General features: G+C 53.1%; 12 protein-coding genes. 8 read left to right on the forward strand and 4 right to left on the reverse strand.

The window, feature by feature from the left end; all coding sequences use genetic code 11:
* Positions 1 to 37: 37 nt before the first annotated feature.
* Entirely contained in the window at positions 38 to 967 is a 930-nt protein-coding gene (locus C7434_RS08905; RefSeq protein ID WP_033740571.1) for an Rpn family recombination-promoting nuclease/putative transposase, read from the forward strand.
* A gap of 240 nt (positions 968 to 1207) precedes the next feature.
* Complete coding sequence (gene nfo / locus C7434_RS08910) at positions 1208 to 2050, forward strand: deoxyribonuclease IV (protein WP_033740573.1); 843 nt, start codon at positions 1208 to 1210, stop codon at positions 2048 to 2050.
* 36 nt (positions 2051 to 2086) lie between these two features.
* Here nfo and fruA read toward each other — a convergent pair whose 3' ends face one another.
* The 4 genes from fruA to C7434_RS08930 form a co-directional block, all read right to left on the reverse strand.
* Positions 2087 to 3784 carry a PTS fructose transporter subunit IIBC gene (fruA, locus tag C7434_RS08915; RefSeq protein ID WP_006119954.1) on the reverse strand — a complete coding sequence of 566 codons (1698 nt, stop codon included), beginning with the start codon at positions 3782 to 3784 and terminating at the stop codon, positions 2087 to 2089.
* A 16-nt stretch (positions 3785 to 3800) separates the two neighbouring features.
* Complete coding sequence (fruK, locus tag C7434_RS08920; RefSeq protein WP_006119955.1) at positions 3801 to 4739, reverse strand: 1-phosphofructokinase; 939 nt, start codon at positions 4737 to 4739, stop codon at positions 3801 to 3803.
* Positions 4736 to 5866, reverse strand: a complete 1131-nt coding sequence (gene fruB / locus C7434_RS08925) for a fused PTS fructose transporter subunit IIA/HPr protein (RefSeq protein ID WP_006119956.1) — start codon at positions 5864 to 5866, stop codon at positions 4736 to 4738. Before fruB ends, fruK begins: the two co-directional genes overlap by 4 nt.
* Positions 5867 to 6356: 490 nt before the next feature.
* Positions 6357 to 6611, reverse strand: a complete 255-nt coding sequence (locus C7434_RS08930; protein WP_006119957.1) for a YkgJ family cysteine cluster protein — start codon at positions 6609 to 6611, stop codon at positions 6357 to 6359.
* A 271-nt stretch (positions 6612 to 6882) separates the two neighbouring features.
* On the opposite strand from C7434_RS08930, the gene yeiP reads away from it, so the two are divergent.
* From yeiP to C7434_RS08960, 6 genes are all read left to right on the forward strand, one after another.
* Positions 6883 to 7455, forward strand: coding sequence for an elongation factor P-like protein YeiP (yeiP, locus tag C7434_RS08935; RefSeq protein ID WP_006119958.1), 573 nt, complete (start codon positions 6883 to 6885; stop codon positions 7453 to 7455).
* 78 nt (positions 7456 to 7533) lie between these two features.
* The gene (locus tag C7434_RS08940; protein WP_033740576.1) at positions 7534 to 8511 is read left to right on the forward strand and encodes a GTP-binding protein; all 978 of its coding nucleotides are present in this window, start codon (positions 7534 to 7536) and stop codon (positions 8509 to 8511) included.
* A 42-nt stretch (positions 8512 to 8553) separates the two neighbouring features.
* A complete protein-coding gene (locus tag C7434_RS08945) occupies positions 8554 to 9261 on the forward strand; it encodes a phosphatase PAP2 family protein (protein WP_006119960.1) in 708 nt (235 codons plus the stop codon).
* 509 nt (positions 9262 to 9770) lie between these two features.
* Positions 9771 to 10337, forward strand: a complete 567-nt coding sequence (gene mepS, locus C7434_RS08950) for a bifunctional murein DD-endopeptidase/murein LD-carboxypeptidase (RefSeq protein ID WP_006119961.1) — start codon at positions 9771 to 9773, stop codon at positions 10335 to 10337.
* A gap of 208 nt (positions 10338 to 10545) precedes the next feature.
* Positions 10546 to 12123, forward strand: a complete 1578-nt coding sequence (locus tag C7434_RS08955; RefSeq protein ID WP_033740578.1) for a cyclic di-GMP phosphodiesterase — start codon at positions 10546 to 10548, stop codon at positions 12121 to 12123.
* Positions 12124 to 12164: 41 nt separating this feature from the next.
* Positions 12165 to 13973 (forward strand): extracellular solute-binding protein, encoded by a 1809-nt coding sequence (locus C7434_RS08960; RefSeq protein WP_133745374.1) that lies wholly within the window; start codon positions 12165 to 12167, stop codon positions 13971 to 13973.
* Positions 13974 to 13978 lie beyond the last annotated feature (5 nt).

Below are 13978 nucleotides of genomic sequence, written 5' to 3' on the forward strand. Positions count from 1 at the left end.
TCTATTGTAGACCGGTGATTTTTACGAGCCGGAACTGATGAAGAGAACGTCCCCAACACCGACACCTCACGACGCGCTGTTCCGACAGTTTCTGACCGAGCCGGACGTGGCACGGGATTTTATGGCTATCCACCTGCCACAAGCGTTGCGCGCCCTGTGCGATCTGACCACGCTTAAGCTGGAATCGGGTTCTTTTGTCGAGGACGACCTGCGGCAGTACTATAGCGATGTGCTGTACAGCGTGAAAACCGCGTCCGGCGAAGGCTATATCCACGTCCTTATTGAACACCAGTCTGGTCCGGATAAACACATGGCCTTCAGGTTAATGCGCTATGCGGTGGCCGCCATGCATCGCCATCTGCAAGCCGGACATCAAACGCTGCCGTTAGTCATTCCCGTCTTGTTCTATACCGGTAAACGTAGCCCCTATCCCTATTCTCTCTGCTGGCTGGATGGCTTTGCGTTACCGGATCAGGCGGGCAAACTTTACACGGCGGCTTTCCCTTTGGTTGACGTAACGCGTATCCCTGACGACGAGATCCTGCACCACCGCCGTATGGCCGCCTTAACGTTACTTCAGAAGCACATCCATCAGCGTAATCTGACCGTGATGCTTGACAGGCTGGTGGCTATTCTCACAAATGAATATCTCTCTTCATCACAGGTTATCTCGCTGGTAAACTACATGGTGCAGGCGGGCGAGGTGTCGGATGCGCACGCCTTAATCCATAAGCTGGCACAGCGGGTGCCGCAACACGGAGACGCACTGATGACCATTGCAGAACAGCTGGAACAAAAAGGGATTGAGAAAGGTATCCGTTTGGGCGAACAGCGTGGTCTTGAGAAAGGCAGAAAGGAAGAAGCGCTGAAGATTGCCCGGGTCATGTTAACTAACGGCTTTGACCGCCCTACCGTCATCAAAATGACCGGCCTGAGCGAAAAAGATATCGCGCAACTCCGCCACTGACAGGTTTGCCCAACCTTTTTAGTCCCCGCATCATTCTGTTGCAGACGCTTGCCAGCTCGCCATGCTGGCAGCCTGTCCTTTCTGACGCCGCTCTGTTCTGCGGGGCAGCAGATATTATCCTGTCGCGCTGCTGTTTGCCTGCCTAATCCGGGTGTAAAAATTTCCGCCGCGCTGCGTTTTGCCCCAGTGTCATCGTGTATCATGCCGTTCAGACTGAGTTGAACCCTTCAGGAGAACGGCATGAAGTATATTGGCGCGCACGTCAGCGCATCGGGTGGTGTGGATCAGGCAGTGATCCGCGCGCATGAACTGGAAGCCACGGCGTTTGCGCTGTTCACCAAAAATCAGCGCCAGTGGAAAGCCGCCCCACTCTCGGACGAGACCATTGCTGCCTTTCGCGCTGCCTGCGAGAAATACCACTTTTCATCAGATCAGATTCTGCCTCATGACAGCTATCTGATTAATCTGGGGCATCCGGTTATGGAAGCCCTGCAGAAATCCCGCGATGCCTTCGTGGATGAAATGCAGCGTGCAGAGCAACTGGGCCTGACACTGTTGAATTTTCATCCGGGTAGCCATTTACAGCAGATTGACGAGCTGACCTGTTTAAAACGTATCGCTGAGTCCATCAATATCGCACTGGATCAGACCCGCAACGTCACCGCCGTGATTGAAAACACCGCCGGACAGGGCAGTAATCTGGGCTTTCGCTTTGAGCATCTCGCGACCATTATCGAACACGTTGAAGATAAATCTCGCGTAGGTGTTTGTATTGATACCTGCCATGCTTTCGCCGGCGGATATGACCTGTGCAGCGAAGCAGCCTGTACTGAAACCTTTGCCGAGTTTGATCGCATAGTCGGATTTAATTATCTGCGTGGCATGCACCTGAATGATGCCAAAAGTACGCTGGGCAGCCGGGTTGACCGTCACCACAGCCTGGGAGAAGGCAATATCGGTAAAACCGTATTTAGCTGGATAATGAAGGATTCGCGCTTCGATGGTATTCCGCTGATTCTGGAGACCATCAATCCGGATATCTGGAAAGATGAAATAGCCTGGCTCAAATCAGAGCAACGTTAAAAAAAGGAGCCTGGCGGCTCCTTTTTCCTTTTAAGATCAGGCTTTCGCCAGTTCTTCTTCCGGGCGTTTCAGCACCGCATACCCTAATCCGGCAATAGCTGTGCCGATAACAATCGACAGCAGGTAACCCAGTACCGGGGTAATTGCACCTGGAATCAACAGCACGAACAGGCCGCCGTGCGGTGCCATCAGTTTGGCACCAATCGCCATAGAAGTGGCACCGGTCACCGCACCGCCGACGATACAGCATGGCAGGACGCGCATGGGGTCACGAGCGGCAAACGGAATCGCACCTTCTGAGATAAAGCACAGGCCCAGAACCAGCGCGGCTTTACCTCCTTCCTGCTGACCTTTATTGAATTTACGACGGGCAACCAGCGTCGCCAGCCCCATTGCCAGCGGTGGCACCATACCCGCAGCCATAATGGCGGCCATCGGTGCATAGGTTTGTGAACTCAGCAGACCGACACCGAAAGCGTAGGCAACTTTGTTAACAGGACCACCCATGTCGGTACACATCATACCGCCGAGAATAGCACCCAGCAGGATAGCGTTAGCCGTTCCCATGTGAGCCAGCCAGCTGGTCAGACCGCTCATGATGCCCGCGACGGGTTTACCGACCACATAGATCATCAGCAAGCCGGTGATCAGGCTGGCAAACAGCGGAATGATCAGGATAGGTTTTAACGCTTCCATACTTTGTGGCAGCTTCACTTTGCCGCTAATGAGTTTGGCTGCATACCCCGCAATAAAGCCCGCGATGATGCCGCCAAGGAAGCCCGCGTTGATGCTGGTGGCGATCATCCCGCCAATCAGGCCTGGCGTCAGGCCCGGACGGTCCGCGATAGAGAACGCGATAAAACCCGCCAGTACCGGCACCATCAGGGCAAACGCGCTGCCGCCACCGATTTGCATCAGCGCAGCCGCCAGCGTACCCGGCTCTTTAAACGCCGTAATACCAAACGCAAACGACAGCGCGATACTCAGACCACCAGCCACCACCATCGGCAGCATGTAAGACACGCCTGTTAACAGATGACGGTAAGCGCCTGCTCCGCCCTCTTTTTTCTCTTCCTGATTGCTGTTTTGCGCGCCGGACGGTTTAAACGGCTTCGCTTCAGCAACGGCTTTATCCAGTTCCTGAGCGGTCTTCTTCAGCGCCAGGCCGGTTGAGGTACGGTACATCGGTTTACCCGCAAACTTCGCCAGGTCCACTTCGATATCCGCCGCCACGATCACCAGATCGGCCGCCGCCACTTCTTCTGGCGTAATCGCGTTACCTGCACCAACAGAGCCACGGGTTTCAACTTTTACCCACCAGCCGCGTTTGGTCGCTTCAGCCTGAATAGCTTCAGCCGCCATAAACGTATGTGCTACGCCCGTTGGACAGGCCGTTACGGCAACCACGCGTTTTGGTCCGTTAGCTGACGCTGTTGCAGGGGTTGCAGCCGGAGCGGCTGCGCGGGCCTGCCAGGGTTTCGCTTCGGCTTTCGCACGGTTCAGGAACTGTTCTGGCTCACTGACCGCCTGTTGAACATCGCCCAGCCAGACGGATTTTCCGTTCAGCGCAGCATCGTCAGGCACATGTTGACCGGTGACAATCACCAGTTCGGCTTCCGCCGGGTTTTCTGTTAGCGTCAACCCCGCCTGCGCAGCCGCAGCAGCCAGACGTTGTTTTGCCATGTAGGCAGAGGCCAGTCCTGTTGAAGGATCTTTTATCAGCAGCGTTTTCACTATCGCTCTCCTGCTGTTAGTTAACGGGTTGTAAGTCGACGCGCGCCATCATTGCGGCCAACTGGGTACGATCGGTAACGCCAACGTTGCTCTGGCTCACGGCCATCGCGGCTACCGCAGTAGCCAGACGTAACGTATGTTCACTGGATTCACGCATTAACAGGCCATAAATCAGGCCACCTACCATGGAGTCACCTGCCCCAACGGTGCTGACAACCTCGCACACCGGCGGTTTAGCAATCCATTCACCTGAGGCATTGACCCAAAGTGCGCCTTCTGCACCCAGAGAAATCACCACATGTGCAATGCCCTGCTCACGCAATTCGTGCGCTGCGTTAATCACATCCTGCAACGTAGGGAGTTTACGTCCCGCCCAGATTTCCAGCTCGCGACGGTTGGGTTTGACCAGCCATGGTGCGGCCTTCAGGCCTGCGACCAGCGCTTCACGGCTGCTGTCGAAGATAATGCATGGGCAATGGGTGCGCAGTTCGGTCATCCAGCGGGTAAAGGCGTCAGGATCGACACCTTCCGGCAGGCTGCCGCTGACGCAAACCATGTCGAACTGACCCAGCCAGGTTAATGAATCGCTGGTAAAACGATCCCAGTCCTGCGCGGTCACCCTGAAGCCGGAAAAGTTGAGATCGGTGACGTCCCCGTTTTGCTCGGTGAGCTTGACGTTGATGCGGGTACGGCCATTGACCACCTGAAAGCGGTTAGCAATCCCCAATTCACTGAACAGCTGTTGGAAACCATCCTGGTTATCTTTCCCCAGAAAGCCCCCTACGGTGACATCAATCCCCAGATCTTTCAGCACCTTGGCAACATTGATGCCTTTACCGGCAGCATGCAATCCGGTGGTTTTCACCAGGTTCACTTCACCGCGCTCAATTTCAGGCGTATAGCCGACCAGGTCGTACGCAGGATTCAACGTGATAGTTGCCACACGTCTGGTCATGCTGCCCCCTCACCTAATCCGCTGTTGATTGCTTCTTCGATGGCGTCTAATGCCTGCTGTGCATCATCACCACTGGCAGTGAAACGCAGGCGATGGCCTTTTTTCACGCCCAGCGCGACCACTTTCATCAGGCTGCGTCCGTTCGCCGGTTTGCCGCTGCCGTCGAGGTTCGTAATCGTGATCTCACTGTTAAACTGCTTGATAACGCTCACCAGTGCCGTACCCGGACGCGCATGTAAGCCATGCTCGTTGCGGATCGTGAATTCTGCAGTCAGTTGGTCCGCCTGCTCGTCGACTTCGCTGGTCAGCAGGGCATAGACACCTGCCGCATCCGCTTTTAATAAACGATCGGCCTTATTACTCTGCAGCAACGCGCTGAGGTAGCCCAGCACGTCCAGAGGACGCTCATCAACGGCTGCCACGCTTATCAGCATGTTGACCGGTTCGCCCTGGTGCTCAAACGCGCTCGCTGCGCGGCTGACGGCTACGCCGCTTTGCAGATTGCCTTTACCGCTGTCACTGAGCCAGATGCCCTGTCCCAGACTCAGAGGATGGCGGGACACCACATCCGCGACATAGCTGGCATCAACCACGCCCGCCGCCTGTAAACGCCCGGCATTTAAGGCCTGCAACGTCATCAAATCACGTGCATTGACGTCGAGGGTAATCAGGGAGGTGTCAAAGCTGAACGCCGCGGGCTGCTTCTCACCCATCAGCAGCGCACGCAGATCTTCCGCTGAGGCCGTTTTAAGCTGTTCGGCAACAGAGTCATCACTCAGCACATGCGTAAGCTGACGTAACAAGGCCAGGTGTTCATCGGATTTGGCCGCAATACCAATCGCGACATAGGCGGTCTGATCGTCGCCCCAGGCAATGCCCTGCGGAAACTGAAAGACCTGCACGCCGGTTTTCAGCACCAGATCGCGTGTGTCGGTGGTGCCGTGAGGAATGGCAATACCATTACCCAAAAAGGTAGAGGTCTGCTGCTCACGTGCCAGCATACCGTTGACATAACCTTCCGCCACGTTACCTGCAGCAGTAAGTGCCGCCGCAACCTGACGAATCGCATCTTCTTTATTTTGGGCGCTGGCTCCGGTATGGATGGCCTGCAATTCGAGCTGGAACATAATTCTCCTCGCTTGCTGATTGAATCGTTTCAGCTTACTGGTGTCGAATCTTGCTGTTCGTGCCAGTAAAGGCCGCTACAGCAACGCTGAAACGTTTCAAGAATTGTGCTGAACATGCGTGTCACTGGCAAGAAAATGCGTCAACGACGTAGCAGATCTTTGACGTTACGCACAATTCAGTGAGATCAGAGGATAATCTTAAAAAGCGTGCTGAAGTCTGGGTGACATGAGGTCGATTAACAGGAGGGGAATTTCAGCAACGTCAGCTCCTTGCCATTAATCGCATGCCTCTGCTCTGCTTCAGCGTCAGCAAACACTTTTACAAAGATACGAACAAATTCAGGACGCCATGCAGGCAGGGAGCGATTAACATGCACCAGAGGATAAATTATGCCGTCGACAATACAGCCAGAAATGCGGCGTTTTTAAACAGTGATGATGTCTCAAAAGACAACGAACGCAGCGAAGACGGGAACCTGCACCGGGGAAATCAGGGGGCGGTACTTTGCTCAAGGTGAATCAGATAATCCATCGCATAATGACGGTTACTACCGCACATCTCAACCGATGGCTGTAGTCCGGCGCACACTTTCGGACGCAGAGGCGATCCAAAAATTTTACAGAGGTTATTATCCGCAAGCTGAACGCACCGGGTATTAGCGGGTTTGCCCTGTGGCATTCCCGGAATGGGCGAGGAAATGCTCGGGGCAATACAACATGCGCCACAGTCTGTACGACATTCCATCTTTTACCTCCTCGAACCGCTAAAGCGCGCACGATAACAGAACGTGCCTTACCCTGACATCACCTTTACAGAGAAACAGGCCAGGCGCCGATCGCCGGTCATGCTGTGATGTCGCGTTTGCAACGCCAATGACGTCATGATCCATGATGTATACTGAGGTGGCTTTATCCTGTTAGTCGCCATCAGGCACAAAATTTTTCGCGCTGTCTTGCCTGTTCACGTCCGCGCGAGTAACGTTGCGCGCACTATCACTCTGTCAGCGAGAACCGCAATGCCAAAAGCGAACGAAATCAAAAAAGGAATGGCTGTCACCCATAACGGCAAACTGCTGCTGGTGAAAGACATTGATGTCCAGAGCCCAAGCGCCCGGGGCGCGGCAACGCTGTATAAAATGCGCTTTACCGATGTGCGCACCGGCATGAAAGTAGAAGAACGCTTCAAAGGCGATGAAATTATTGATGCCATTTCGCTGAGCCGCCGCAGCGTCACCTTCTCTTATATTGATGGTGATGAATACGTCTTCATGGACGATGAAGATTACACGCCTTACGCCTTCAAAAAAGAGCAAATAGAAGAAGAACTGCTGTTTATCCCTGAAGGGGGCATTCCCGGTATCCAGGTGCTCACCATGGACGGACAGGTGCTGGCGCTTGAACTACCTCAGACGGTTGACATGGAAATTGTGGACACCTCGCCCGGAATTAAAGGCGCGTCGGCCAGCGCACGCACAAAGCCTGCCGGGATGAGTACAGGCCTGGTCGTGCAGGTGCCCGAATATCTCAGTAACGGTGAGCGCATTCGCATCCATGTGGCAGAGCGCCGCTATATGGGACGCGCCGACTGATCCAGACTGGCGCGTGCGGCATGCGAATATTGTTATACTATAACAATATTCGCATAATGCTTTGCAGGAGCTTCAGGCATGACACGTGTTAACCTCCTTACCGGATTTTTAGGCAGCGGAAAGACCACTACGCTGCTTCACCTGTTAGCGCATAAGCCCGCCGGGGAAAACTGGGCTGTACTGGTCAATGAATTCGGTGAGATAGGTATTGATGGCGCATTACTTGCCAACCGCGGCGCCACGCTAAAAGAGATTCCCGGCGGCTGTATGTGTTGCGTTAACGGACTGCCCATGCAAATTGGGTTGAACAGGCTGTTAAAGCAGAATAAACCCGACCGTTTATTAATCGAACCCACTGGACTCGGCCATCCCCGCCAGCTCCTGACCATGCTGACCTCGCCTGCCTATGAGCCCTGGCTCACGCTTCAGGCGACGCTGACGCTGCTGGATGCGCGCCAGCTTGCCGACCCACGTATCCTCAATAATGAAAACTTTCGCGATCAACTCCTCGCCGCCGACATCATCATTGGCAATAAACGCGATCGCTGGAGTGACCATGATAAGCAGCGCCTGGCACAATGGCGGGAAGCGCATCAGGCCGATCGGCCGTTTGTGGCTACGGAATTTGGCCGTATCCCTCCAGCCTTGCTGGACAAACCGCGAGGCGCGCCGCGCGACATTCCGCATCCTGCACATCACTCTCATTCAACGCCCCCGGGCAGTGGTATTGCGGCAATGCGTCTTGACGGTCAGAGCGCGTGGCGTCGGGCGCTCAATCAGGGCCAGGGTTATGTCGCCTGCGGCTGGCTTTTTGACAATGAAACGGTGTTTGACGCTCAGCCTCTGCTTGAATGGGCGAGGCTTGCCCCTGTAGATCGGGTCAAAGGCTTCCTGCGAATAAAGGAAGGCTCAGTCAGTATCAATCGTCAGGGGGAGGATTTTCATTATGAATTGCTGGACACAACGCCGCCAGACAGCCGTGTTGAGATGATTCATTCCGCACCTGCCGACTGGAATAGTTTACAATCCGCCTTGTTGAAGATTCGTTTAAGCTGACATGGTTATGGTCGGCGGTTATTTTTTTACTGGGGCAGATTTATGCACGCAACACGTCTTGTCACCATCCTCCTGCTTAATGCACTGGGGATGATGCTGTTTTTTTCTTGGTACTTACCGCCTCATCACGGGTTTTGGTTTGAAATTGATAAAGGGATTTTTTTCGCCTTCAATAATGAGATGGTTGCTCACCCGGCGTTTGCCCTGCTGGTTGCCATCACTAATTTTCGCGGCTTTGATGCCGTGTCCTTGCTGGCAATGGGCTTGCTCTATCTGTGGCTGTGGTACCGCGAAACGCCCACCGGTCGACGTCGTATGCTGGCCATTGGCATTACCATGCTTGTGACCGCGGTCGTTCTGAATCAGGCCGGCCATCTGTTGCCGGTCAAACACGCCAGCCCGACGCTGTTTTTTGACGGCGTGCATCGTGTCAGTGAGCTGACCGGCATTCCCGCTAAAGATGCGTCAAAGGACAGTTTTCCCGGCGATCATGGCATGATGCTGATGATCTTTGCGGCATTTATGTGGCGTTATTTTGGCTTTCGCCCGTTTTTAGTCGGCGTGGTTATTGTCGTTTTATTCGCTTTGCCGCGCGTGATGGCTGGCGCGCACTGGTTTACGGATATTACGGTAGGTTCGCTTTCTGTTGTTCTGGTGGGATTGAGCTGGTGGTTATTAACACCGGCAAGTGATTATCTGGTTAATTGGTTTTATCACAAATTACCGGGCAAAAATAAACCCCAAGGGTAATTAATTAGCGAGGGCGGGTTAATGATTAAATTTTAAACCGCCCTTACTTATAAAAAACTCAAAGTAACAATTAGCACGCTAACAAAAAATCACGCTGAAGCCGATGATATTACAGGATTTATCCTGTCTGATGAAAGCCAGCCGCGCCGCCGCCCTCCCCGCAACCCGCACTATGCCTGGAATTAGCGTCTGTTTTCCCCTTTCATCCTGTTATTACACTTGCATTCCTGTTGATAAAGTGAACAAGTCATTTAAGTTTGATAAGTATCAAAAAAACCTATCAGAATTTGATTAAAAGCACTCGCCACGGCCTCGGGAATCGGTTAATCTCGGTCGCAGTGAGAAAGAAGTCGCGGTATTAAGCATTCTTTAACAGATAAATTGTGGTGATTTACACATTTTTATAATTAAAGCGTTGTCTTGTTCTGGCTGGCTTATTAATCTCATTCCGTTTTGTCATCTGGCTGGCGACAATCTTGTCGTAAGGACTTCGAAGGAAAACCCGAATAATGGTCAAGTCTCAACCAATACTGAGATATATCTGGCGGATAGCGCCCGCTCTGGCGCTGGCAACACTCCTCTCAGCTTGTAGCAGTACCCATAACGCAAAAATCGAGAATCATGAAGTTAACAACCAGAATGGTTTTTTACTTCAAGCGTCTCAGGATGAGTTCGAAGAGATGGTGCGTAATGTCGATGTTAAGACACGCATCATGGATCAATACGCGAGCTGGAAAGGTGTACGTTACCGTCTTGGCGGTGATACTAAACGCGGCATTGATTGTTCCGCTTTCGTACAGCGTACTTTTCGTGAACAATTTGGATTAGATCTTCCTCGTTCGACCTCCGAACAGCAGGGAACAGGGAAAGAAATCGCACGCAGCAGACTGCGCCCGGGTGACTTAGTCCTCTTCCGTGCAGGTTCCACCGGCCGTCATGTTGGTATCTATCTTGGCAACGACAACTTTGTTCATGCCTCGACCAGCAACGGCGTGATGATCTCCAGCCTTAATGAAGATTACTGGAAAAAACGTTATCGCGAAGCACGTCGGGTATTAAGTCGAAATCCGAGCTAGTGTAGAACGAACGTCCTCTCAGCCAGAGAAAAAAGAACGCTGCCTATGCAGCGTTTTTTTTTCTGAATCCAGCGAATCAACGTAAAAAAATACTTGTTTATCAAAATAATAACGAGACATTACTAACTGACTCGTTATATTCTCAAACGCGAAAATGTGTGCGATTGTGCATCATTTAGTTTTGTATTTTGATCAGGGGAAGCACTTCATGCCATTGTCGCGGGCGCTGATACGCCAGGCAACTTATCCTCGTCGCATCGCGTGGAAGAGCGCGATTGTTGGTAGTTTGTTTTTCTTGTTGTTAACGTCTGTTTTGCTTATTCAGACCCAGCACCATCGCAAGCAACAACACAAGCAGTTGCTCATCGACAGCAGCACCGATTTTCAGCACAGCGTGAACGCCCTTATTTCAGATACCCTCATTCCGCTGCTTCCCTTAGTTAAGTCTGAATGCTACATCGTTAATCACGAATTAACCGCGCGTGCAGCCTTTGCGGGTGACATACGCGCCATTATCCTGGTTAAAGACGGTAATGCCTTTTGCTCCTCGGCGACGGGCAGTTTCTTTCAGCCGCTCAGCGCGCTCTCACCGCGCACCGATCCTACACGTGAACGGGATATTCGTTTACTGCCCGGAACGCCAATGCAGCCAACAAAACCGGCGCTGGCCATCTGGATCAAACAACCTGGCACCCAGCAGTCAGGCCTGTTTGTCACGCTGAATGTCAGCCTGTCACCTTATCAACTCAAAGCGTCATCTCACCCCGAAATTACCGGTATCGCGTTACTTGCGCATAATACTGCCCTGACAAGCTGGCAGCCCACGCTGGTGCGAAATCACCTGATCCCCTCACCCCTTATGCAGACGCCAATGGACGGATTGCCGTTTCAGTTTGCACTTTATGGTTCAACCTTATCGGCGAGCGACTACCAAACGATCATGCTGATTAGCCTGTTGTTTGCGTTAATTGTCAGCGGGATGAGCTGGGTGTTACTGTCCCGGGTGCGCCGTCCCGGTAAAGAAATCACGATGGGCATTCGACGTGGCGAGTTTCATGTTGAATATCAGCCCATCATCACAGCAGCAGACAGGCAATCGTACGGCATTGAGGCGCTGCTTCGCTGGACGCACCCTTCAGGCGAAGCAATCTCACCCGACATTTTTATCAGTTATGCCGAAGCGCAAAACCAAATCATTCCCCTGACCCGGCACCTTTTTGAGCTGGTTGCACGTGATGCACATCTACTGCGCCACACGCTGCCGAAAGGAACCTGCATCAGTCTGAATATTTCGCCGCTGCATCTGGGTGCCTGCAGCTTTCGCGATGATGTGCTGTACTGGCAGGACAGCATGCCGCACGATCACTTTCAGTACGTTTTTGAGATTACTGAACGTGCTGTGGTGGAAAACAGTAACGCGGCCGCACTGTTTAACTGGCTTCATCAGCGCGGAATTAAAATTGCGGTGGATGATTTCGGTACCGGGCACAGTGCATTAATCTATCTTGAAAAGTATGCGTTTGATTATCTGAAGATTGACCGTGGGTTTGTTCAAAGTATTGGCACCGAAACGATTACCTCGCCCGTACTGGATACAGTCTTACAGCTGTCAAAGAAACTGAATTTGATGAGCGTGGCGGAAGGCGTTGAGACGGATGAGCAGGCAAGCTGGCTGATCAACCGTGGCGTGACACATTTGCAGGGCTATCTGTTTAGCCGCCCGCTACCGCCCGAACAGGTCAAGGCGTTCTTTCTGCGCCAGACCAGCCAGTCCATCAGCCTGTAACACCGCTGCGGTGTCAAAACGTACAGGAGACCGCCCTCTTTATGCCGTTCCGCTATGTTGTTTTGCTGCTGTGCTGCTGGTTGACCAGCCCGCTTTACGCCAGCTCGGTTCAGGTCAGTTACACATTTGCTCAGTTGGGCACGCCGAAGTATGCCGTGGACTTTCATCATTACGACTATGTGAACCCTGACGCGCCGAAGGGCGGCAAAATGGTTCAGGCTGTGCCCGGCACCTACGACAATTTCAACCGCTACGCATCGCGCGGCAATCCGGCGGCGGGCACCGGCACACTGTATGACAGCTTATTTACCACGTCGGATGATGAACCCGGCAGTTACTATCCGCTGATTGCCGAATCCGCCCGTCATCCCGCTGATTTTCGCTGGATAGAGATCACCCTCAACCCGCGTGCGCGATTTCACGATGGCTCTGCCATTACCGCTGAGGATGTCGCGTTTACGTTTCACACATTCATGACCGAAGGCGTGCCCCAGTTTCGTCTCTATTATCGCGGCGTGACGATGGAGGCGGTTAACCGTCTGACGGTGCGTATTACGTTACCGGCACCCGACAAAGATTTGATGCTGAGCTTACTATCGCTGCCGGTGATATCGCATACCTTCTGGCAGAATAAAAAGTTTAACGAACCGCTCAGTCAGCCTCCTCTGTCGAGCGGACCTTACCGCATCAGCCGCTGGAAGCTGGGCCAGTTTATTGAGTACAGTCGCGTGAAGGACTACTGGGCAGCTGATTTGCCAGTCAACCGCGGTCGCTTTAATTTTGACGTCATGCGTTACGACTATTACCTGGATGATAACGTGGCGTTTGAGGCGTTTAAGGCCGGCGCTTTCGACCTGCGAGAAGAGACGTCCGCGAAAAAATGGGCAACGCAGTACCGTGGCCGTCACTTTGACGATCAGCAGATTGTGAAAGAATCTATGCCCAATACCGCGTCAATTGATACGCGCTGGCTGGCGCTCAATAATCAAAAACCCCTGTTTCAGGATCGACGGGTACGCCAGGCGATGGCGCTGGCCTTTGATTTTGAATGGATGAATAAAACGCTGTTCTATCATGCTTATAAACGTACCAGCAGCTATTTCCAGAATACAAACTATGCTGCACAGGGCCAACCTGATGCCGCACAGCAACGGCTACTCACCCCTTTCCGTGCGCAGTTACCGCCGGACATCTTTACCGACGCCTGGGCACCCCCGACAACCCATGGCAGCGGTTACGATCGCACGAACCTGCTTAAAGCCATGTCCCTGCTGAACCAGGCTGGCTGGCATGTTAAAAACCAACGCCTGGTGAACGATAAGAACGGAAAACCCTTTACGGCAGAGCTGCTGTTGCCCGGTGGCACCAACAGCGAATGGGCCCTTCCCTATCAGCATAACCTTTCCCGCCTGGGGATCACTTTAACGCTGCGTCAGATTGACAGCTCTCAGTATCTGCGTCGCCTGCGCAGCGGCGACTATGATATGGTCAGCACGGTGTATCTCGCGATGCCAACGCCCTCACGTAACCTGCAGGCTAGCTGGCAGTCGGACTATATTCAGTCCTCGTGGAACAGCGCCAGGGTTCAGGATCCCGTCGTTGATCACTTCGTTAAAGCGATTGTCGACCATCAGGGTGATGCCGACGCCTTGCTGCCACTGGGGCAGGCGCTGGACCGCATTTTGCTGTGGAATGCGTACATGATCCCGATGTGGTACAGCGCCGACCAGCGCCTTGCCTTTTGGAATAAATTTTCCCATCCTGCGAGGAAACCTGATTACAGTACGGGACTGGATAACTGGTGGTATGACGTCAGTAAAGCCGGCCGCCTGCCTGCTAACCGACGCTGAGGACA

Source organism: Pantoea sp. PNA 14-12, assembly GCF_004364735.1.
In the GTDB taxonomy this organism is placed as follows: domain Bacteria; phylum Pseudomonadota; class Gammaproteobacteria; order Enterobacterales; family Enterobacteriaceae; genus Pantoea; species Pantoea stewartii.